The 21,239-nt window shown below is 61.5% G+C and carries 17 protein-coding genes; 5 read left to right on the forward strand and 12 right to left on the reverse strand.

Going from position 1 to position 21,239, the window contains the following annotated elements:
- Positions 1-103 precede the first annotated feature (103 nt).
- Genes CKW25_RS20800 through CKW25_RS20810 form a run of 3 tightly spaced genes read left to right on the forward strand, consistent with a single transcriptional unit; the run spans position 104 to position 5,330 of the window.
- The gene (locus tag CKW25_RS20800; protein WP_095082099.1) at positions 104-1,213 is read left to right on the forward strand and encodes an efflux RND transporter periplasmic adaptor subunit; all 1,110 of its coding nucleotides are present in this window, start codon (positions 104-106) and stop codon (positions 1,211-1,213) included.
- Entirely contained in the window at positions 1,210-2,280 is a 1,071-nt protein-coding gene (locus tag CKW25_RS20805) for an efflux RND transporter periplasmic adaptor subunit (protein WP_095082101.1), read from the forward strand. The genes CKW25_RS20800 and CKW25_RS20805 overlap by 4 nt, the downstream gene beginning before the upstream one ends.
- The gene (locus tag CKW25_RS20810) at positions 2,277-5,330 is read left to right on the forward strand and encodes an efflux RND transporter permease subunit (protein ID WP_095082103.1); all 3,054 of its coding nucleotides are present in this window, start codon (positions 2,277-2,279) and stop codon (positions 5,328-5,330) included. The genes CKW25_RS20805 and CKW25_RS20810 overlap by 4 nt, the downstream gene beginning before the upstream one ends.
- A gap of 104 nt (positions 5,331-5,434) precedes the next feature.
- On the opposite strand, the gene CKW25_RS20815 is transcribed toward CKW25_RS20810, so the two are convergent.
- From CKW25_RS20815 to CKW25_RS20870, 12 genes are all read right to left on the reverse strand, one after another.
- Positions 5,435-6,061, reverse strand: coding sequence for a bifunctional 2-polyprenyl-6-hydroxyphenol methylase/3-demethylubiquinol 3-O-methyltransferase UbiG (locus CKW25_RS20815; RefSeq protein WP_095082105.1), 627 nt, complete (start codon positions 6,059-6,061; stop codon positions 5,435-5,437).
- Positions 6,062-6,154: 93 nt separating this feature from the next.
- A complete protein-coding gene (locus CKW25_RS20820; RefSeq protein ID WP_095082107.1) occupies positions 6,155-6,799 on the reverse strand; it encodes a methionine ABC transporter permease in 645 nt (214 codons plus the stop codon).
- Positions 6,789-7,910 carry a methionine ABC transporter ATP-binding protein gene (locus CKW25_RS20825; protein WP_095082109.1) on the reverse strand — a complete coding sequence of 374 codons (1,122 nt, stop codon included), beginning with the start codon at positions 7,908-7,910 and terminating at the stop codon, positions 6,789-6,791. The genes CKW25_RS20820 and CKW25_RS20825 overlap by 11 nt, the downstream gene beginning before the upstream one ends.
- 2 nt (positions 7,911-7,912) lie before the next feature.
- Entirely contained in the window at positions 7,913-8,725 is an 813-nt protein-coding gene (locus tag CKW25_RS20830; protein ID WP_371855197.1) for a MetQ/NlpA family ABC transporter substrate-binding protein, read from the reverse strand.
- 52 nt (positions 8,726-8,777) lie between these two features.
- Positions 8,778-10,145, reverse strand: coding sequence for an LLM class flavin-dependent oxidoreductase (locus tag CKW25_RS20835; protein ID WP_095082113.1), 1,368 nt, complete (start codon positions 10,143-10,145; stop codon positions 8,778-8,780).
- Complete coding sequence (locus tag CKW25_RS20840) at positions 10,145-11,338, reverse strand: SfnB family sulfur acquisition oxidoreductase (protein WP_095082115.1); 1,194 nt, start codon at positions 11,336-11,338, stop codon at positions 10,145-10,147. The genes CKW25_RS20835 and CKW25_RS20840 overlap by 1 nt, the downstream gene beginning before the upstream one ends.
- Before the next feature lie 24 nt (positions 11,339-11,362).
- The gene (locus CKW25_RS20845; RefSeq protein ID WP_095082117.1) at positions 11,363-12,604 is read right to left on the reverse strand and encodes an SfnB family sulfur acquisition oxidoreductase; all 1,242 of its coding nucleotides are present in this window, start codon (positions 12,602-12,604) and stop codon (positions 11,363-11,365) included.
- Positions 12,605-12,884: 280 nt separating this feature from the next.
- Positions 12,885-13,688, reverse strand: coding sequence for a hypothetical protein (locus CKW25_RS20850; RefSeq protein ID WP_256577998.1), 804 nt, complete (start codon positions 13,686-13,688; stop codon positions 12,885-12,887).
- A 508-nt stretch (positions 13,689-14,196) separates the two neighbouring features.
- Positions 14,197-14,943, reverse strand: a complete 747-nt coding sequence (tcyN, locus tag CKW25_RS20855; protein ID WP_095082118.1) for an L-cystine ABC transporter ATP-binding protein TcyN — start codon at positions 14,941-14,943, stop codon at positions 14,197-14,199.
- A 4-nt stretch (positions 14,944-14,947) separates the two neighbouring features.
- Entirely contained in the window at positions 14,948-15,613 is a 666-nt protein-coding gene (tcyL, locus tag CKW25_RS20860; protein ID WP_095082119.1) for a cystine ABC transporter permease, read from the reverse strand.
- Complete coding sequence (gene tcyJ / locus CKW25_RS20865) at positions 15,613-16,407, reverse strand: cystine ABC transporter substrate-binding protein (RefSeq protein ID WP_095082121.1); 795 nt, start codon at positions 16,405-16,407, stop codon at positions 15,613-15,615. The genes tcyL and tcyJ overlap by 1 nt, the downstream gene beginning before the upstream one ends.
- 352 nt (positions 16,408-16,759) lie before the next feature.
- Positions 16,760-17,752 (reverse strand): D-cysteine desulfhydrase, encoded by a 993-nt coding sequence (locus CKW25_RS20870; protein WP_095082123.1) that lies wholly within the window; start codon positions 17,750-17,752, stop codon positions 16,760-16,762.
- Positions 17,753-17,943: 191 nt separating this feature from the next.
- Between CKW25_RS20870 and epsC the strand changes: the two genes are divergently transcribed.
- A complete protein-coding gene (epsC, locus tag CKW25_RS20875) occupies positions 17,944-18,870 on the forward strand; it encodes a serine O-acetyltransferase EpsC (protein WP_095082124.1) in 927 nt (308 codons plus the stop codon).
- Positions 18,871-19,276: 406 nt separating this feature from the next.
- The gene (gene betT / locus CKW25_RS20880; protein ID WP_172736592.1) at positions 19,277-21,238 is read left to right on the forward strand and encodes a choline transporter BetT; all 1,962 of its coding nucleotides are present in this window, start codon (positions 19,277-19,279) and stop codon (positions 21,236-21,238) included.
- The last annotated feature ends 1 nt before the right edge of the window (position 21,239 follow it).

Below are 21,239 nucleotides of genomic sequence, written 5' to 3' on the forward strand. Positions count from 1 at the left end.
GAGCGCCCGGTATGTGAGTCGCTGGGCATGCACCAGGAAAACCCTGGTCGGTGCTCATTGTCTGATCGTTACCCGTCCGCCCGTATTACGCAAAGGAGCTTGCATGGCTGGTCCCGGATTGAAGTGTATCGTTGGCCTGAGCCTCTTTGCCCTGTTGGCCGCGTGCGGCGACAAGCAGCCCGTTGAAAAGGATCGCCCACGGGTATTCGTGCAAGAGGTAAAACCTTCTGAGTTCGCGGCCTCGGTGACCCTCACCGGGGATGTTCAGGCACGGGTCCAGACTGAGTTGTCGTTTCGCGTGGATGGCAAGATCATCCAGCGCATGGTGGATGTCGGTGATCGCGTGTCCGCCAGGCAAGTGCTGGCCCGCCTCGACCCGAAAGACCTGCAGACCAGCGTCGACAGTGCGCAGGCCCAAGTGGTCGCCGAACAGGCGCGGGTCAAGCAGGCGGCTGCCGCGTTCGTCCGCCAGCAAAAACTCCTGCCCAAAGCCTATACCAGCCAAAGCGAATACGACTCTGCCCAGGCGGCATTACGCAGCAGCCAGAGCGCCCTGGCGGCCGCGCAGGCGCAGTTGGCCAATGCCCGTGAACAACTGGGCTACACCGCGCTGGTTGCCGATGCCCCCGGTGTGATCACTGCGCGTCAGGCGGAAGTCGGCCAGGTGGTACAGGCCACGGTGCCGATCTTCAGCCTGGCACGGGACGGCGAGCGCGACGCGGTGTTCAACGTCTATGAGTCACTGCTGCTCGAGGAGCCTGAAGACAAGACCGTGGTGGTCAGTCTACTTGATGACCCGCGCATCAAGACCACCGGTATCGTGCGTGAAATTACCCCGGCCGTGTCGGCGCAAAGCGGCACGGTACAGATCAAAGTGACCCTTGCAGAATTGCCTCAGGGCATGCGGCTGGGCTCTGTGGTCAGTGCCACGGGCAAGGTCCGAGGCACGTCCGTGGTCGAGTTGCCCTGGGCGGCACTGACCAAGAACCTCAGCGAGCCGGCCGTGTGGCTGGTGGATGCGCAAGGCAAGGCACAGCTCAAGACCGTCAAGGTAGGTCGTTACCTGACGGGCAAAGTCATCATCAGCGAGGGCCTGGCCGGCGGTGAGAAAGTCGTCACCGCTGGCGGCCAGTTGCTGCACCCCAATGTGTTGGTGGAGATCGTCACCCCGCCTGCCCAACCCTCGGCCCAATCACCGGGAGCCCAACCATGAAGCGCTGGGTACTGTTGTTGTCGGCGGGCCTGCTGGTGTCGGCCTGCTCGGAGAAGGAGGCGCCACCGGAACCGGTGCGTCCGGTGTTGTCCATCGAGGTACAGACGCTGGATCAGGAGGATCTCGGGCGATTTGCCGGGACCATCCAGGCTCGCTACGAAAGCAACCTCGGTTTCCGTGTACCGGGGCGCATCGCCAGCCGAGCAGTGGATGTCGGCAGCGAAGTCGAGAAGGGCGCATTACTGGCGACCCTCGACCCGACGGAGCAGCAAAACCAGTTGCGCTCCAGTCAGGGCGACCTGGCGAAAATCGAGGCGCAATTGATCAACGCCCAGGCCAATGCCCGGCGTCAGCAGGAGTTGTTTGACCAGGGGGTCGGTGCCCAGGCGCAACTGGACATCGCCCAGACCGACCTGAAAACCACCCAGGCGTCACTGGATCAGGCTCGGGCGGCGGTCAACCAGGCCCGGGACCAGCTCGCCTATACCGAGCTGCGCACGGATCATGCCGCTGTCGTCACGGCCTGGAAAGCCGAAGCCGGACAGGTGGTGAGCGCCGGACAGCAAGTGGTGACTCTGGCGCGGCCGGATATCAAGGAGGCGGTCATTGACCTGCCGGCGACCCTCGCCGAACAGTTGCCGACCGACGTAGTGTTCGAAGTCTCGGCGCAACTGGACCCGAGCATGCGCACAACGGCCATCATCCGCGAGCTCGAACCGCAGGCACAAAGCGCGACCCGTACCCGGCGCGCGCGCCTGACCCTGACGGAAACGCCCATGGGATTCCGCCTTGGCACGGCCATTAGTGTGAGTCTGCGTACCGCCATCGAACCGCGCATTGAACTGCCGCTGACGACCTTGCAGGAAGTCGACGGCAAAACCCGTATCTGGGTGGTCGACCCCCACACCCAAACCGTTTCTCCGCGCGAGGTCAGCGTGGTCAGCCGTGGTCCCGACAGTGTGATCCTGGGGCGGGGCCTCAAGAGTGGCGAGCGCGTGGTCAGCGCCGGCGTGAACAGCCTCAAGCCGGGGCAGAAAGTGAAAATCGACGAGGACAGCCCGCGATGAAAGGGAGTTTCAACTTATCCGAATGGGCCCTCAAGCATCAGTCCTTCGTCTGGTACCTGATGTTCGTTGCCTTGCTCATGGGCGTGTTTTCGTACCTCAACCTGGGGCGCGAGGAAGACCCTTCGTTCACCATCAAGACCATGGTGATCCAGACCCGTTGGCCCGGTGCGACCCAGGAAGAAACCCTCAAGCAGGTCACCGACCGGATCGAGAAAAAGCTTGAAGAACTCGACTCGCTCGACTACGTGAAAAGCTACACCCGGCCCGGCGAGTCCACGGTGTATGTCTACTTGCACGACACCACCAAGGCCAAGGACATTCCGGAAATCTGGTACCAGGTGCGCAAGAAGATCAACGATATTCGTGGGACCTTCCCGCAAGGCATACAGGGGCCGGCGTTCAACGACGAATTCGGTGATGTGTTCGGCTCGGTGTTCGCCTTTACCGCCGATGGCCTGTCGATGCGCCAGTTGCGCGACTACGTCGAGCAGGCGCGCGCGGAGATTCGCGACGTGCCGGGACTGGGCAAGATCGAAATGGTCGGCCAGCAGGACGAAGTGCTCTACCTGAACTTCTCCACGCGCAAGCTGGCGGCCCTGGGTCTTGACCAGCGCGAGGTGGTGCAGAGCCTGCAAGCCCAGAACGCCGTGACCCCGGCCGGGGTGATCGAGGCCGGTCCCGAGCGGATTTCCGTGCGCACCTCCGGGCAGTTTGCTTCGGAGAAAGACCTGGCGGCGGTCAATCTGCGGCTCAACGACCGCTTCTACCGCCTGGCCGACATCGCGGACATTACCCGTGGCTATGTCGACCCGGCCGCCCCGATGTTCCGCTTCAATGGCCAGCCGGCCATTGGCCTGGCGATTGCCATGAAGGCGGGCGGCAACATTCAGGAGTTCGGCAAGGCCCTGCACGCACGCATGGACCAGCTCACCGCCGACTTGCCGGTGGGGGTTGGCGTGCACAAGGTGTCGGACCAGGCCGAAGTGGTGGAGGAGGCCGTTGGCGGCTTCACCAGCGCGCTGTTCGAAGCGGTCATCATCGTGCTGGTGGTCAGCTTCATCAGCCTTGGCGTACGCGCCGGGCTGGTGGTGGCGTGTTCGATTCCGCTGGTGCTGGCGATGGTCTTTGTGTTCATGGAATACAGTGGCATCACCATGCAGCGGATCTCCCTCGGTGCATTGATCATCGCCCTAGGCCTGCTGGTGGATGACGCGATGATCACCGTCGAGATGATGGTCACGCGCCTGGAAATGGGGGAAACCAAGGAGCAGGCGGCGACCTTCGCCTATACCTCGACCGCGTTCCCGATGCTCACCGGGACCCTGGTGACCGTCGCCGGTTTTGTGCCGATCGGGCTGAACGGTAGCTCTGCTGGCGAATACACCTTCACTTTGTTTGCCGTGATCGCGGTGGCCATGATCGTGTCGTGGGTTGTCGCGGTGCTGTTTGCCCCGGTGATCGGCGTGCACATCCTCAGTACCAAGGTCAAAGCGCATTCTGCCGAGCCAGGGCGCATCGGCCGGGCCTTCAACGGTGGTTTGCTCTGGTGCATGCGCAATCGCTGGTGGGCCATTGGTATCACGGTGCTGTGCTTCGTGCTGGCGGTGTTTTCCATGCGCTTTGTGCAGAACCAGTTCTTCCCCTCGTCCGATCGTCCGGAAATTCTCGTCGACCTGAACCTGCCGCAAAACGCCTCGCTGGATGAAACCCGCAAGGCCGTTGACCGCCTGGAAGCGACCCTCAAGGGCGATCCGGATATCGTGCGCTGGAGCACGTATATCGGCCAGGGCGCGATTCGTTTCTACCTGCCACTCGACCAGCAATTGCAGAACCCCTTCTATGCGCAACTGGTGATCGTCAGCAAGGACTTCCAGGCGCGCACGGCGCTCAGCCAGCGGCTGCGCGAGCGGCTACGCAAGGATTTCGTCGGTATCGGCAGCTATGTACAAGCGCTGGAAATGGGCCCGCCGGTCGGTCGGCCGATCCAGTACCGGGTCAGCGGCAAGGACATCGACCAGGTGCGCAAGCACGCCATCGACCTGGCCAGCGAGCTGGACAAGAACCCGCACATCGGCGAAATCATTTTTGACTGGAACGAACCGGGCAAGGTCCTGCGCATCGATATTGCCCAGGACAAGGCACGGCAGCTCGGGTTGTCGTCCGAGGATGTGGCCAGCTTGATGAATGGCATCGTCAGCGGCTCGACGGTGACTCAGGTTGACGATGATATCTACCTGATCAACGTGATCGGACGCGCCGTGGACAGCGAACGGGGAACGCCGGAAACCCTTCAGAACCTGCAGATCGTGACGCCGAGCGGCACCTCGATTCCGTTGCTGGCCTTCGCCACCGTGCGTTATGAGCTGGAGCAGCCGCTGGTCTGGCGTCGTGACCGCAAGCCGACGATTACCATCAAGGCGGCGGTTCGCGACGAGATCCAGCCCACTGACCTGGTGCGGTTGTTGGAGCCGGATATCGACCGGTTCGCGGCTACGTTGCCGGTGGGCTACAAGGTCGCCACGGGGGGCACGGTGGAGGAAAGCGGCAAGGCCCAGGGGCCGATTGCCAAAGTGGTCCCGCTGATGCTGTTCCTGATGGCGACCTTCCTGATGATCCAGTTGCACAGTGTGCAGAAGCTGTTCCTGGTGGTCAGTGTCGCGCCGCTGGGCCTGATCGGCGTGGTCCTGGCGCTGATTCCCACGGGCACGCCGATGGGCTTTGTGGCGATTCTGGGGATTCTCGCGCTGATCGGTATCATCATCCGCAACTCGGTGATCCTGGTGACCCAGATTGACGAGCTCGAGCGCAGCGGCTGCTCCCCCTGGGATGCCGTGGTGCAAGCCACCGAACACCGCCGCCGGCCGATTCTGCTCACCGCCGCCGCCGCGAGCTTGGGCATGATCCCGATTGCCCGTGAGGTGTTCTGGGGGCCGATGGCCTACGCGATGATTGGCGGGATCATTGTCGCCACCTTGCTGACGCTGTTGTTCCTGCCAGCGCTGTATGTGGCCTGGTACAAGATCAAGGAGCCGAAGACCGCCGCACAGTAACGGCGAGCGCTTGATGATCGTTCCCACGCGCCTGCGTGGGAATGCCTCGCGGGACGCTCGGCGTCCCTGCGTCACCAACGCAGGGCATCACCGACTTCAGTCTGTTATCCCTTGCGCCAGACACTCGCCAACCAGGGCTGCTGATCCCTCGGCAGCCCCGCTGGCCGGTAGTAATGTTCCAGCTCCACAAACCCTGCCGCTGTCAGCAGTACCTGCCACGCCGCCAGGTCGTGATAGGCCCCGAAACGCTGCCCGCTCCAGCCTTCACGGTTATCCCCGCGCGGATTCGAACTGAACAACACGCCACCCGGTTTCAAGGAGCCATGCAGCTGCTTGAGCACTCGGGGCAGTTCTTGAACAGGGATGTGAAACAGCACGGCATTGGCGAAAATGCCGTCGAAGCGTTCGTCCGGCAGGTCGAGTTTGAGAAAGTCCTGCTGCCAGACCTCACAGCCGCTGTCATCGCGTGCCATCTGGGCAAACCGTTCACAGCCGTCGAGGCCAATGGCAACGTGACCCATGGCGGTGAAGGTTTTCAGGTCACGGCCTGGCCCACAGCCAAAATCGAGCAGGGTGAACGGTGCCGTACCCTGGATATGCCGCAGCAGCGCGTCGATGTTCTGGCTGACATCGTGATCGCGAGTGCCTTCGCGAAAATCCTCGGCCACTTCCTCGTAGTGGCCCAGGGTGGTGGTCGTGATCTGCTGGAGGTCGTCGGGGGTGTGCTTCATGATCGGCTGCGCAGGCAAAGGAGATGGGCCGACTATAAGCTTTTTTGCGGTTGACCGTGCCCGGGGTCCGCATCCCTTCGGCGGCAAACGGGCTCAACGCTTGTTGACGACCCGCGCCAGTCGATCCCCACCGACCTGAATCGCCGCCACCAGTATCACCAGCAACGCAATGACGGTGAGCATGATCTGGCTGTCGAAACGCTGATAGCCGTAGCGGTACGCGATATCTCCCAACCCGCCGGCACCAATGGCACCGGCCATGGCCGAGGAGTTGATCATGGTCACCAGGGTGATGGTGAACCCGCCGACAATCCCCGGCAGTGCTTCGGGCAGCAGCACGTGCCAAATGATGTGCCAACGCCGACAGCCCATGGCCTGTGCCGCTTCGATCAGGCCGTGGTCGACCTCGCGCAAACTGACTTCCGCGATGCGCGCAAAGAACGGCGTGGCGGCGATGGTCAGCGGCACCACGGCGGCCCAGACGCCATAGGTGGTGCCGACGATCAGGCGGGTGAAGGGAATCAGCGCGACCATCAGGATCAGGAACGGAATCGACCTGAACAGGTTCACAAAGGCCCCCAGCGCCCGGTTCAATGCCGGCGCTTCGTAGATCCCGCCCTTGGCGCTGGTCACCAGGATTACCGCTAGCGGAATACCCGCCAACAGTGCGATCAGCGACGACACGCCAACCATCAGGAAGGTGTCGATAACGCCCTGCAACAATCGATCAAACCACATAACCCAGCACCTCCACCTGTTGCGCCCATTGAGTGGCCCGTTGTCGCAGTTCTTCGGCACCCAGGGACGAACCTGTTACCGCCAGCAGCAATTGCCCGAGAGCATGCCCCTGGATCCGTTCGACACCCCCTTGCAGTAAGCGCACCCGCCCACCCAGGGCGCCGAACAGCGCCGCCAGGTCAGGTTCATCCGCGCCGCTGCCAGTGAACTGCAAACGCAGCACGACGGCGGCTTGCGCTGAATGTGGCTGGGATTGCAGGCGGCTTTGCAGCTCTTCTGACAGCCCGTGTTGCAACGGCGCCAGCAAGGTTTTGCTGACCTCGTGTCGTGGGTTGCCAAACACTTCCCAGACCGGGCCTTGCTCGACGATTCGCCCGTGTTCGAGCACCACCACCCGATCACAGATATCGCGGATCACCGCCATCTCGTGAGTAATCAGGATGATGGTCAACCCCAGTCGCCGATTGATCTCGCGCAGCAGGCCGAGGATCGACTGGGTGGTCTCCGGATCCAGTGCTGAAGTCGCCTCGTCGCACAGCAGAATCTGCGGGTCGTGCACCAGCGCCCGGGCGATGCCGACGCGCTGCTTTTGCCCCCCCGAGAGCTGCGCCGGGTAGGCGTTGTGCTTGGCTTGCAGGCCCACCAGTTCCAGCAGTTCGCGCACCTTGGCCGCGCGTTCGGCTTTCGGCACACCGGCAACCTTCAGCGGCAGCTCGACGTTCTGCCAGACGGTCTTGGCCGACATCAGGTTGAAGTGCTGGAAGATCATGCCGATGCGCCGACGCAGCGCCACCAGGCGGTCCTCATCGAACTCGCCGATGTCCACGTGATCGATCAGCACCCGGCCGCTGCTCGGTTGCTCAAGGCGGTTGATGGTGCGGATCAGCGACGACTTGCCGGCACCGCTGCGGCCGATGATGCCGAACACCTCGCCGCGCTGGATCGCCAGGTCGATGCCCTGCAGTGCCGCCACCGGCCCCTGTTGGCCCTGGTAAGTCTTGCCCAGGCCAATGAAGCGCACGTGAGCGTGGGTGAGTTGTGGATGCAGTTCGGTCTGTTCGGCGTCATGGGGCTCTGGAATCTCCAGTCGCCGTTGGATGGCGGCGCTCATGCTCAGCTTTCCCAGCCGGCTTGGTAGAGCTGGCCGTGGGCCTTGTCCAGGGCTGCGCGCACTACGGGTGAGTGCTGGTAGATGTCGACGAACTTGATCAGGCGTGGGTCGGCCTTGCTTTTCGGCTGGATCACGAACTGGATCACGTACTCCTTGTGGTCCAGACCGTCGAACAGCAGGGCAGAGCCAGCGTCGAAGGTCTTGGCCAGGCGGATGTAGGCGGGGTAGCCCTGCACCAGATCGGCGTCGTCATAGGCGCGCACCAGTTGCACGGCTTCGACCTGAAGGATCTTGATCTGCTTCGGGTTGGCGACGATGTCGTCCTCGGTGGCTTTGTAGCCGACGCCCGGCTTGAGGCTAATCAGCCCGGCCTTGGCCAGCAACTGTAGGCCGCGTCCGCTGTTGATCGGATCGTTGGCGATGGCCACGCTGGCGCCCACTGGCAGTTCGTCGAAGCTTTTGTATTTTTTCGAGTACAGGCCGACGTTGTTGATGATCCCCGGCGCGAACGGCACCAGGTCAAGGTGGGCGGTGGCCTTGGCGTTTTCCAGGAACGGGATGTGCTGGAAGTAGTTCACGTCGATGTCCCCTGAGGCCAGGCTGACGTTCGGGGCGATCCAGTCGCTGAACTCCACCAGTTCGACCTTCAGGCCTTGTTTGCCGGCTTCTTCGACAGCGGCTTCAAGGGGAATGGCGAAGGCGGCGGTGGTGCCGATTTTCAGGGGCGCGTCGGCGGCGAAAACCGCCGGGCTGAACAGGCCGAGGGCCAGGGCCAGTGCTTTGACTGGGCGGGTAAACAGAGTGTTTTTCATCATGAGCTTCCAGTCAGTTTGAAGTCGCTCGTTCCCATGCGGTGCGCTGGAACGATCAGTTACGGTAAGTCGAGCCGGTATGTTGTCCGGGTAAATGCGCGTCGGCGTGAAACAGCTTTTCGCGCAACGTGCCCGTCTCGTACTCGGTCTTGTACGAGCCGCGTTGCTGCAGTTCGGGAATCACCAGGTCGATGAAGTCGACATAGCTTTCCGGGGTGACGATGCGGGTCAGGTTGAAGCCGTCCAGGCCGGTTTTGGCGATCCACGACTCCAGTTCGTCGGCCACTTGAACGGGCGAGCCGACCACCGTGATGTAGCGTCCGCCCAGGGCGTGTTGCTCCAGTAATCTGCGCCGGGTCCAATCGTTGTTTTGCAGGTGCCGGGTCGCGGACTGGATGGCGTTGCTTTTCACGTACTGGATCGGCTCATCGAGTTCGTACCCGGAAAAATCGATCCCGGTGGAAGCGGAAAAATGCGCCACTCCCGCCTCGGCACTGGCGTAGCCCAGGTACTCGGCATGCTTGGCCCACGCCAGCGCTTCGGTGGCCCCGACGATCACGTTCAAGCCCATGAACACCTTGATGTCGCCCGGGTTGCGCCCCGCCTCGATGGCACTGGCGCGAACCTTGTCCACCTGGGCCCGGGTCGAGGCCTTGTCCTGGCCACTGATGAACACGCATTCGGCGTGCTGGCCGGCGAACTGCAAGCCGCGCTCCGAACTGCCGGCCTGGAACAGCACCGGGGTGCGCTGCGGTGAGGGTTCGCACAGGTGATAGCCCTCGACCTGATAGAACTCGCCGTGGTGCTCGACCTTATGCACTTTGCCTGGTTGGGCGTAGATGCGCTGCGCCCGGTCGTTGATCACCGCGTCGTTCTCCCAACTGCCTTCCCAGAGCTTGTAGAGCACTTGCAGGTATTCGTCGGCCTGGTCGTAGCGCCGGTCATGCTCCACTTGTTCGCTCAGGCCCATGGCCTTGGCGGCGCTGTCCAGGTAGCCGGTAACGATGTTCCAGCCCACCCGGCCACGGCTCAGGTGGTCGAGTGTCGACAGGCGCCGGGCGAACAGGTACGGCGGCTCGTAGGTGAGGTTGGCGGTCAGGCCGAAACCGAGGTTTTTCGTCACCGCCGCCATGGCCGAGACCAGCAGCAACGGGTCGTTGACCGGCAGCTGGATCGACTCTTTCAGGGGAACGTCGACCGAACCTTGATAAACGTCATACACGCCGACGATGTCGGCGATGAACAAGCCGTCGAACAATCCGCGCTCAAGCAACTGTGCCAGTTCGGTCCAGTACTCGACGGTCTTGTACTGGGTCGAGTTGTCCCGTGGATGGGTCCACAAGCCATGGTTGATGTGCCCGATGCAGTTCATATTGAAGGCATTGAGCAGGATCTTTTTCTTCGCTTCTGCAGGGCGGCTCATCAGATGGTCCCCCGCAGCGGCGGGTTTTCGTCGTTGAGGTAGTAGTTGCCCACCGCGTGGTACTTCCAGCGCACCGGATCGTGCAGGGTATGCACACGTGCGTTGCGCCAGTGCCGGTCCAGGCCGTGCTCGGCGAGTGTTGCCTGGCTGCCAGCCAGTTCGAACAGCGTGCTGCCGGCCGCCAGCGAGATTTCGGTGCTGATGGCGCGGGCTTCGGCCACGGCAATCGAGGCCGCCGCGACGGTTTGCGCATCGCTCCGGGCCTGCGCCGCATCGAGGTATTCGCCGGCACGCTCGAGCAAGGCTTGCGCGGCGTGCAGGCGAATACCCAGTTGGCCGAAGCGCTTGAGCGTCAGCGGGTCCTCAATGGCCTTGTCGCTGCCCGCGTCGATCCACGGCCGGGTTTTGGTCCGCACGAAATGCAGCGCGTCCTCATAGGCGGCGCGGGCGATGCCGGTGTCGATGGCGGCATGGAGAATCTGCGCCAGCGGACCAACGGTGGTCGGGCGTTCGAAGGCGCTCTGGAACGGCACCACGTCGTCGGCCGACACGTAGACCTCCTCGAACACCACCGAGCCGCTGCCGGTGGTGCGCTGGCCGAAGCCGCTCCAGTCGTCGATCACCGTCAACCCCTGGCTGTCGCGCGGGACGAAGGCCAGTTGCTGGACGCCGTTTTCATCGACCACCGAGGTGGGAATCCGCTGCGCGTAGATCGCGCCGGTCGCGTAAAACTTGCGCCCGTTGATGCGATAACCGTCGCCGTCGCGTGTCAGGCGGGTGACCCGGTCGTGAGCGGTGCGGGTACCCAATTCGGCCAGGGCATTGCCGAAGCGCTGGCCGGCCAGGACTTCGGCGTACAGGCGGCTTTTCTGCGCCTGGCTGCCGTTGATACGCAGTACTTCGAGGGCATAAAAATGGTTCTGCGGGATTTGCCCCAGGGAGCCGTCGGCTTGGGCGATCAGGGCAATGACCTTGGCCAGGGTGACGCTGGAAACCCCCGCGCCGCCGTACTCCCTGGGTACGCTGATGCCCCACAGGCCGGAGCGTGAGAAAACCTCCAGTTCCAGGTGCGGCAAGCGGCGTTCACGGTCGCGCAGGGCGCTGTCGCGCTTGAAGTCATCGGCCAGGTCGCTGGCGACAATAAGGGCATGCTCATCGCTGGTGATAACCGCGACGGAGTGAGAAAGAGTCATGTGTTTCTCCAGAGGTCGGGTCGGTCAGATCCAGGAATGCCGGGCCGGCAAAGTGCCGTTGAGGTGATAGCTGCCCACCGCGTGATACTTCCAGCGCACCGGGTCGTGCAGGGTATGCACGCGGGCGTTGCGCCAGTGGCGGTCGAGGTTGAACTCGGCGAGGGTGGCGCGGCTGCCGGCCAGTTCGAAGAGTTTTTCGCTGGCCAGCAACGAGATCTCGGTGGTCAGCGCCTTGGCTTCGGCCACCGCAATCGAGGCGCGGGCGGCAGATTGGGCGGTGACCGGTGCCGCACTGACCTGATCAAGTACACGGCCGGCCTTGCGCAGCAGCGCTTGGGCGGCGTGCAATTCGATTTTCAGTTTGCCGATGTCGGCAATCACATAGAGGTCATCGCTGGCCCGATCGACCTTGGCGTCGATCCATGGCCGGGAGTGTTCGCGAACGAAGCGGATGGCGTCATCGATGGCTTCGCGGGCAATGCCGACATCGATGGCGGCCTGGATCAGTTGTGACACGGCGCCCTGAATGTTCGGGCTGTCGTTGATTCGCCAGTTGTCCACCACCAGGCCGGCTTCGACCCGCACGTTGTTCAGCAGCACAGTGCCACTGGCCGTGGTGCGCTGGCCAAACCCCGACCAGTCATCGACGATGCGCAGCCCAGGGGTGCCTCGACGCACGAATGCCATGACTTGCTTGCCATCGTCATTCAGTGCCTTGACGGCAATCCAGTGGGCGAACAGCGCGCCGGTGGAGTAGAACTTCTGGCCATTGAGCACGAAACCATCACCTTCGGCGGTGATGCGCGCCTTGAGTTCCAGGGTGTTCTTGTTGCCGCGTTCGGGGCCTGCGTTGCCGATGCGCGCACCCTCGAGCACGCTTTGGAATAACTGCTGTTTCTGCGGTTCGCGGGCAACGTGCTGGAGCAGGTTAAGAATGCCGAACTGGTTCTGCGGGATTTGTCCCAACGCCGGGTCCGCCGCGGAAATGATCGCGAAGACTTCGGCGAGGGTGACGTATGAAACCTCGGGCCCACCGAAAGCCTTGCCAATGGCAATACTGCCCAGGCCGCTGCGGGTGAATTGCTCGATCTGTACCCATGGCAACTTCCGTTGCTGATCGCGTTGCGCCGCTTGCAGACGGGCACCATTCGCGAGTTCACGGGCAGCTTCAAGGGCTTGTGCGTCGTTGCGCAGTACGTGCGCGGGCAACAACGGCGGGGCGATGTCCAGATCGCTCTGAACGCTTGCTTCGGCCAGACTGGACATCACTGCCACTCCTTGGCTGTACGCAATGCCCTGGCGATCTGCACTGGGGTGATTGTGTTCCGGACCATACCTACCTCACATCTGATGGATAAGCCGCTCGTGCGGCGAAATCGAATTCAAGAATGTCCGGTGGTCCGGTTCATATACCCTAATGGCGTATAAACAATTTATGAACTAACATTTTGGAATATGCATAGACGGTCAGCGTCGCACCTTGGTAGCAAGGAGGCTTGCCCCGTTGGGTCGCGAAGCGACCCAGTCAGACCGGAAGCGCGGGTGTTCAAGGGTGCGGGTGGTTCCTGTCAAAGCGTGGGCGAGCAGCCTCGATGCAGGGTTTCTCGGTACGCAGCCCTTTGTTGGGCCGCACGGTGTAGCAGGGCTGGGTACCGCCGATCTTCAGGGTGCGAGCCGGTGCCCAGCGTGAGTTGTTCCCTACCCGGTCGAGGATGCAATAGGTGACTTCCAGGCGGTTGTCTTCACCCGCCTCCAGAATCACCGCCGGCGGTACCCAGACATTGACGGGCTTGCCGACTTCGCTCGGTTTGACCGTGGGCAGGTCCATGCGCACATCGCCCCAGCGCAGTGTGATCGCATCGTCAGCGGCCATGTTCAGGTAGGGCTCGATGGTCAGCGGAACGCCACGCTTGATCTGGCTTGGATTCACCCCGTGGCGGCGGATCATCTCTGGAATGCCCAGGGGCTCCAGGCTCTGGTTTTCGTCGATGCACAAGGCGTGAGGCTGGCCTCCCGGGCAGTCGAGTTTGACCTGAACCCCTTTCGCAGCGGACAACGTCGGGCTTCGTCCAACCTGCATGACCTGATAGTGGATTCGCGAGTTGCCGTTGCGGATGAAGCTCTCCGGCACGCGCAATTGCAGTGGTTGGCCGATATCGGTGGCACCGAGCGCCCTGGAAGCCACATAGCAGTCGTCCCAGTACAACTCGATCAGGTCGCCTTCTTCCATGCTGGCATAAGGTGATATCTCGATCAGCAGGTGAGCGGCAGAGGTGATATTGATGGCTGACCCCGGTGATTGCGCGAGGCGGGGAGCTGTCAGTTCAACTGTGTTCGACATGCAGTTCATGAGTGTTCTCCTTGAAATAATGCAACGAAGTCCATTTCGTAATGATGGGGTGCGTTAGTTGGCAGTGATTCAAGCGGTTAATTGTTTATTAATAGCGTTGAGAGTGTTTCAGGTGTGGTGAAGAGTTTGTGGGTGTCTAGATAAGAGCGCGCTTGATAACGTGTCAATAGTTAGAAGTTGATAACGATCTGATGTTTTGCTATTCAGAAAGCTCCTACGTCATATGGCTCCTCAATGGACGGCTAGTTGACCTTTTTCTTGGTGGCTTACTGAGCTGGAGCCATAATATCTGGCACTTCGCGGTGTGGGTATGGGTAGGATATGTAGCCGCGTACGTGACAAGAGCTCGCGGCAGGAGGTCTCTATTTACCGCGATCGAGCGATTGAATGAAAGCTGAATGGAATAGCGGGGATGCTGCTGGTCGGTTGATTTGTTATTTCGGGGAGTGTCACTTCCGTCCGTGGAAGATGAGCGATTTTAATAGGGTTTGGTATGTTCTGTGTAACTTCAGTTGTTCAGGAATTTACTGAGGAATTGCCGTGTGCGTTCTTCTTTGGGATTGGCAAACAGTGCTTTTGCTTCGCCCTGTTCGACGATCACACCCTTGTCGAAAAACACCACCCGGTTCGCCACATCGCGGGCAAAGCCCATCTCGTGGGTGACGATGACCATGGTGCGTTTTTCTTCCGCCAGGCCGCGAATGGTCGCCAGTACTTCACCGACCAGTTCAGGGTCGAGGGCTGAAGTGGGCTCGTCGAAGAGAATCACTTCCGGCTCCATGGCCAGCGCCCGGGCAATGGCGACACGCTGCTGTTGCCCACCGGAGAGACGGCGCGGGTAGGCGTCTTCCTTTCCCGCCAGGCCCACCTTGGCCAGCAGCTTGCGGCCCAATGCCAGGGCTTGTTCCCTGGGGACTTTCTTCACCACCAAAGGGCCTTCGGTGACGTTTTCCAGCGCGGTACGGTGAGGGAACAGGTTGAAGTTCTGAAACACGAAACCTACGTGCTGGCGCAACTGCCGCACCAGGCCTAGCTGCTGGTTCAGTGGGCGGCTGCTATCGATTTCGATGTCGCCGACCTTGATCCGGCCGCTGGTGGGTTCTTCCAGGAAGTTAAGGCAACGCAGGAAGGTGGTCTTGCCCGACCCACTGGGGCCGATGATGGCGACCACCTCGCCTTCCTTGACCTCTAGATCGATGCCATTGAGCACCACTTGACCCTTGAACTGCTTTGTCAGTTTTTCCACGACAATCATTGGGTCAGGACTCCTGGTCGTGCCGATTGACCCGCTCTTCCAATTGGTTCTGCAGGTGCGACAGCACCGTGGCCAGAACCCAGTAGATCAGCGCGGCGGCAAGATACATGGTGAAAATTTCGAAGGTACGGGCGGTGATCAGTTGTGCCTGGCGGAACAGTTCCGGCACCTGAATCGTGGCGGCCAATGCCGTGTCCTTGACCAGCGAGATAAAGCTGTTGCCCAGTGGCGGCAGTGCCGTGCGCGCGGCCTGCGGCAGGATGGCCCGGCGCAGGGTTTGTGCACGGGTCATGCCGATGCTGGCAGCGGCTTCCCATTGGCCGCGCTCGATGGAGCTGATGGCGGCACGCAGGATTTCGCAAGCGTAGGCCGCCATGTTCAGCGAGAAGCCGATCAGGGCGGCGGGCAGTGGATCAAGTTCGATCCCCAATTGCGGCAAGCCGTAATAGATCACGAACAACTGCACCAGCAACGGCGTGCCGCGAAAGAACGACACGTAGATGCGGGCGATCCAGCTCACCAGCTTGAAGCGTGACAGGCGCATCAGCGCCAGGCCAAACCCCAGCAGCAGGCCGAAGAACATGCCGCCCAGGCTCAGGATGACGGTGTAGTACGCGCCCTTGAGCAGAAAGGGCGCGGAGTCCAGTGCGAGTTGGAAACCTTCTTCCATTATTGAGTGACGTCAGCGTTGAAGTATTTTTCCGAGATCTTTTTCAGCGTGCCGTCGGCGCGCAGTTTCTCGATGGCCTTGTTCACCGCCGCCAGCAGTTCAGGCTCGCCCTTGCGCAGGGCAATACCGGCTTCCTGACGGGAGAAGGGTTCGCCGGAAACCGCGGTGTCCTTGGCCTTGGCGGTCAGTTCCAGAGCGGCCAGGCGGTCCACCAGAATGGCGTCGATACGGCCTACACGCAGATCCTGATACTTGGTCGGATCATCGTCGTAGGTCTTGATGATGGCTTGTGGAACGTTGTCCTTGAGCCACTGCTCATAGTTGGTACCCAGGCCGACACCGACTTTCTTGCCCGCCAGATCGGCAGCGGTCTTGATGGTGCCTTCATTCTTTTTCAGGGTCAGGGCCTGGATTCCGGAGATGGTGTACGGCTCGGAGAAGTCATACTTCTTCTTGCGCTCTTCGGAAATGGTCACCTGGTTGATCACCGCGTCCAGGCGCTTGGACTCCAGCGCCGCGAGGATGCCGTCCCATTTGGTCGGTTGCAGCTTGACCTTGACCCCCAGCTCTTTGGCCAGGGCCTCGGAGAATTCGACTTCGAAGCCGGCCAGCTTGCCGTCGGCGTCGACGAAGCTGAACGGTGGGTAAGTGCCTTCCAGGCCAACGTTGATTACGCCGGCCTCCTTGATTTTTTGCAGCTGCTCACCGGCAACCGCTTGCCCCAGAAGTCCGGCACCCAGGACCAGGCCCAGCGAGCCCACCAGCAGATTTCGACGAAATGCGGAAAAATTCATGACAAGCCCCTGTGTTTTCTTATGAAGACGTTGTTTTAGGAAGCAGGCAAAACCGGGAATGGAACGACTGCAACATCCTGCCTTAAAGCAGCGTATGCGTCTCGCGGCAATTGCGCCTGCGGCGGGACTATATGACACGGCTTTTAGATTGGAAAATAATATAAGTTAACCTTGTTATTCGTTATTGGAATATAAAGTCTGAGTACAAATTCTGTGGCGAGGGAGCTTGCTCCCGCTCGGTTGCGTAGCAAGCGCAAATCCATATAACGCGGTGTATCTGCAAGAGCCGGGTCGCGGGTTTTGGGGACGCTTCGCATCCCAGCGGGAGCAAGCTCCCTCGCCACCGGGTTTCTCAAAACGCGGTGGCATAGGCAAACAACGCCGGCGCGCCACCGGTGTGCAAAAAGATGATCGGCCCGTCATTGAAGCGTTGACGACCAATGCCATCGAGCAGGCCGGCCATGGCCTTGCCGGTGTAGACCGGGTCCAGCAACAGCGCTTCCTGGCTCGCCAGCAACTTCACGGCGGCCAGGGTGCCGGCGTTCGGCTCACCGTAACGCGGGGCGAAATACTCGTCCCACAGCTCAACCTTGAAACTCGCCGGCACGCTCACGCCCAGCAGTTCGGCAGTGCGTTCGGCCAGGCCTTGAACCTTGGGCCGCTGGTCCTCGTCGCTGCGCGATACGGTGACGCCGATGACCGGCAGGCCTGGCAGCACTTCGCTCAGCGCCAGTGCCAGCCCGCTATGGGTGCCAGCACTGCCCGAAGCCAGGACCACGGCGGCGAATTCCAGGCCGGTATCCTTGATCTGTTCCGCCAGTTCCAGCCCCGCCCGCACATAACCCAGTGCGCCCAGGGCATTGGAACCGCCAATCGGCACCTGATAGGGTTTCTTGCCATTGCTGCGCAGCCGCTCGGCCAAGGCCAGTAACTGCTGGTCGGCGTTGTCGAGGTTGTCCACCAACTCGACCTTGGCATCGAACAGGTCCAGCAACAGGCGATTGCCGTTGCCCAGGTAATTGCTGTCATCCGTACCGATCGGATTTTCCAGCAGGGCGACGCACCCCAGGCCCAGCTTAGCGGCCAGGGCGGCGGTCTGGCGTACATGGTTGGACTGGATGGCCCCGGCGGTGATCAGCGTGTCGGCACCTTGCGCGAGTGCGTCGGCGGCCAGGTACTCAAGTTTGCGCAGCTTGTTGCCGCCCATGGCCAGCGGCGTCAAATCGTCGCGTTTGACATAGACATCACGCCCCAGCCAGCTCGACAAGCGATCGAGTTTTTCCAGGGGGGTGGCGTGGGTGAGGAGGTCCAGGCGATTAAAACGAGCCAGCTGTTGTTTGATCATGGGTCCGTACAGGTTGTAGGAGATGTCTGGACTATAGGCAGGCTGATTTGCTCGGGCAACCGCGAAACGCTTATGCAAAAAAGTGCTGAGAACAGCACAATTAGTTCTTAATTCCGTTTTGGACCCATATCGTAAAGTGAATGCCGTTTAGGCGGCCGACTGTACGGCCGCAGCCTGTGAGGAGTTTTACCGTGAGCGAGCGTTCCAGCCATTGGCAATTACAGACCATCGTCAGCGAACTGCGCGCGGCCCGCGACCAGTGGCGCACACAGAATGGTCGCAGCAGCGGCGAGCAGGGGGGGCGTGAGCTGCCGTCGCGTGCGGCGATGGCGGAGATTCTCGAGGCGTTGTGTGGCGCGTTGTTCCCGATGCGCCTGGGGCCGGTGGACTTGCGTGAGGAGAGCGAGGACTTTTACGTCGGGCATACGCTGGATGTGGCGCTGAACGCTTTGCTTGGCCAGGCTCGCCTGGAGCTGCGCTATGTCGCGCGGCAAAGCGCGCAGGTCGACACCGACGTCGAGGCACGGGCGATCGGCCTGATCCAGGGTTTCGCCCTGGCCCTGCCGCAGCTGCGCAGCCTGCTCGACTCCGATGTGCTGGCCGCTTATCACGGTGACCCGGCGGCCCGCAGCGTCGATGAAGTGCTGCTGTGCTATCCGGGGATTCTGGCGGTGATTCACCATCGCCTGGCGCACCATCTGTACCGCGCCGGTTTGCCATTGCTGGCCCGCATCAGCTCGGAAATCGCCCACTCGGCTACCGGCATCGACATTCACCCGGGCGCGCAGATCGGTCGCAGCTTCTTTATCGACCACGGGACCGGCGTGGTCATCGGCGAGACGGCGATCATCGGCGAGCGCGTGCGTATCTACCAGGCCGTGACCCTCGGTGCCAAACGCTTTCCGGCGGACGAAGACGGTCAATTGCAGAAGGGCCACCCGCGCCATCCGATTGTCGAGGACGATGTGGTGATCTATGCCGGTGCAACCATTCTGGGGCGGATCACCATCGGCAAGGGCTCGAGCATCGGCGGTAACGTCTGGCTGACCCGCAGCGTGCCGGCCGGGAGCAACCTGACCCAGGCCAATCTGCAACATGATGACGGGACGCAGAAGTAGGGCGATGTTGGGTACGCTTTGTGGCGAGGGAGCTTGCTCCCGCTGGGTCGCGAAGCGGCCCAAAACCTGTGACCCGAGTCTTGCGCGATGCATGGCAGTTGCTGCGCCAAGCTTCCTCTCCACGGTAGTGGCATTCTGCTGATTTTTCATTGAACAAATCCTTCAAACCCCACCTCATAGTCTTCCTTGAGCTAGCGTACGACAGTGCCGCCGGGCCTTGGGATTAGTCCTTAGCCCCCTATCCATGTTTAACTTGAACGTTCATTCAAGTTAAACCGGCGGTTCGCTGCCCGCTCACAACAGGAGGCTTGCCTTTGCTGAGTCCGTTTTTGACAGCCACGTTTTACCCCCTCGAGGTGCATCCCGCATGAGTGCATCAACTACCCCTCCTAGCGGTCAGATGCGCATGAACCCGCCGGTGTTTTACTTCGCGGCGACCTTCATTTTGCTGTTCGGCCTGGTGGTCATCGCCTTCCCGCAACAGTCCGGTGCCTGGCTGCTGGCCGCGCAAGACTGGGCGGCCAACACGGTCGGCTGGTACTACATGCTGGCAATGACCCTGTATCTGGTCTTCGTGGTGGTCACCGCCTTGTCTGGCTACGGCAAGATCAAGCTCGGTGCCGACCACGACGAGCCCGAATTCAGTTACCTGTCCTGGGCCGGCATGCTGTTCGCGGCCGGGATCAGCATCACGCTGTTTTTCTTCTGCGTCTCCGAACCCCTGACGCACATGCTGCAACCACCCCAGGGCGAAGCCGGCACGGCTGACGCGGCGCGCCAGGCGATGCAGATTCTGTTTCTGCATTGGGGCCTGCATGGTTGGGGCGTATTCGCCTTTGTCGGCATGGCGCTGGCGTACTTTGCCTACCGGCATAACCTGCCGCTGGCCCTGCGTTCGGCGCTGTACCCGCTGATTGGTAAGCGCATCAACGGCCCCATCGGTTACGCGGTGGACGGTTTTGGCATCATCGCCACGGTGTTCGGCCTGGGCGCGGACATGGGCTTTGGGGTGTTGCACCTCAATTCCGGCCTGGACTACCTGTTCGGCATTGCCCACACACAGTGGGTTCAGGTCGGCCTGATCACCTTGATGATGGGCGCGGCGATTATCGTGGCGGTCGCGGGCGTCGATAAGGGCGTGCGGGTGATGTCCGATATCAACATGCTGCTGGCCTGCGCGCTGTTGCTGTTCGTCTTGTTCGCAGGTCCTACCCAGCACTTGCTCAACACCCTGATCCAGAACCTCGGCGATTATCTCGGCGCCTTGCCGATGAAGAGTTTCGACCTGTACGCCTACGACAAACCCAGCGACTGGCTGGGTGGCTGGACCGTGTTCTATTGGGCCTGGTGGATTGCATGGTCGCCGTTCGTGGGCCTGTTTATTGCCCGGATTTCCCGTGGCCGGACCATCCGTGAGTTCGTCTTCGGCGTGTTGCTGATTCCCCTTGGTTTTACCCTGGCGTGGATGTCGATCTTCGGCAACAGCGCCATCGACCAGGTGCTCAATCACGGCATGAGTGCCCTGGGCCTGTCGGCCATCGACAATCCGTCGATGACCCTTTACCTGTTGCTGGAGACCTACCCCTGGAGCAAAACGGTGATCGCCGTGACGGTGTTCATCAGCTTCGTGTTCTTCGTCACCTCGGCCGACTCCGGCACCGTGGTGCTCTCGACGTTGTCGGCCCGTGGTGGCAGCGCCGACGAAGACGGCCCGAAATGGTTGCGGGTGTTCTGGGGGGCGATGACGGCACTGGTCACCAGCGCCCTGTTGTTCGCGGGCAGCATCGATTCGTTGAAGTCAGCGGTGGTGCTGACTTCGTTGCCGTTCTCGCTGATCTTGCTGCTGATGATGTGGGGGCTGCATAAGGCGTTCTACCTCGAATCGCAGAGGAAGATCGCCCAGATGCACTCGTTGGCACCGGTCTCGGCCTCCCGGCGCGGCAAGGGTGGTTGGCGCCAGCGCTTGACCCAGGCGGTGCACTTCCCGTCTCGCGATGAGGTGTATCGCTTCCTCGACACCACGGTGCGTCCGGCCATCGAAGAGGTGACCGCGGTGTTCGTCGAGAAGGGCCTGAACGTGATCACTCAACCGGACCCGGCCAATGACAGTGTCAGCCTGGAAATCGTCCACGGCGACCAGCACCCGTTCATTTACCAGGTGCAGATGCGCGGCTACTTCACGCCGTCATTCGCCCGTGGCGGGATGGGGCCCAAGGAGTTGCGCAACCGCCGTTACTACCGCGCCGAAGTGCACTTGAGCGAGGGCAGTCAGGATTACGATCTGATGGGCTACACCAAGGAGCAAATCATCAACGACATCCTCGACCAGTACGAGCGGCACATGCAGTTCCTCCACCTGGTGCGCTGAC

This window comes from Pseudomonas sp. Irchel s3h17 (assembly GCF_900187505.1).
Lineage (GTDB): Bacteria > Pseudomonadota > Gammaproteobacteria > Pseudomonadales > Pseudomonadaceae > Aquipseudomonas.

Coding starts and splice junctions, on each gene's coding strand:
- CKW25_RS20830 (WP_371855197.1), bottom strand. CDS start 8,725: ATGATGAAAAACACTCTGTTTACCCGCCCAGTCAAAGCACTGGCCCTG.
- tcyN (WP_095082118.1), bottom strand. CDS start 14,943: ATGATTGTCGTGGAAAAACTGACAAAGCAGTTCAAGGGTCAAGTGGTG.
- betT (WP_172736592.1), top strand. CDS start 19,277: ATGAACCCGCCGGTGTTTTACTTCGCGGCGACCTTCATTTTGCTGTTC.
- CKW25_RS20800 (WP_095082099.1), top strand. CDS start 104: ATGGCTGGTCCCGGATTGAAGTGTATCGTTGGCCTGAGCCTCTTTGCC.
- CKW25_RS20825 (WP_095082109.1), bottom strand. CDS start 7,910: ATGAGCGCCGCCATCCAACGGCGACTGGAGATTCCAGAGCCCCATGAC.
- tcyJ (WP_095082121.1), bottom strand. CDS start 16,407: ATGAATTTTTCCGCATTTCGTCGAAATCTGCTGGTGGGCTCGCTGGGC.
- CKW25_RS20815 (WP_095082105.1), bottom strand. CDS start 6,061: ATGAAGCACACCCCCGACGACCTCCAGCAGATCACGACCACCACCCTG.
- CKW25_RS20820 (WP_095082107.1), bottom strand. CDS start 6,799: ATGTGGTTTGATCGATTGTTGCAGGGCGTTATCGACACCTTCCTGATG.
- CKW25_RS20835 (WP_095082113.1), bottom strand. CDS start 10,145: ATGAGCCGCCCTGCAGAAGCGAAGAAAAAGATCCTGCTCAATGCCTTC.
- CKW25_RS20805 (WP_095082101.1), top strand. CDS start 1,210: ATGAAGCGCTGGGTACTGTTGTTGTCGGCGGGCCTGCTGGTGTCGGCC.
- CKW25_RS20810 (WP_095082103.1), top strand. CDS start 2,277: ATGAAAGGGAGTTTCAACTTATCCGAATGGGCCCTCAAGCATCAGTCC.
- CKW25_RS20845 (WP_095082117.1), bottom strand. CDS start 12,604: ATGTCCAGTCTGGCCGAAGCAAGCGTTCAGAGCGATCTGGACATCGCC.
- CKW25_RS20870 (WP_095082123.1), bottom strand. CDS start 17,752: ATGATCAAACAACAGCTGGCTCGTTTTAATCGCCTGGACCTCCTCACC.
- CKW25_RS20840 (WP_095082115.1), bottom strand. CDS start 11,338: ATGACTCTTTCTCACTCCGTCGCGGTTATCACCAGCGATGAGCATGCC.
- CKW25_RS20850 (WP_256577998.1), bottom strand. CDS start 13,688: ATGAACTGCATGTCGAACACAGTTGAACTGACAGCTCCCCGCCTCGCG.
- tcyL (WP_095082119.1), bottom strand. CDS start 15,613: ATGGAAGAAGGTTTCCAACTCGCACTGGACTCCGCGCCCTTTCTGCTC.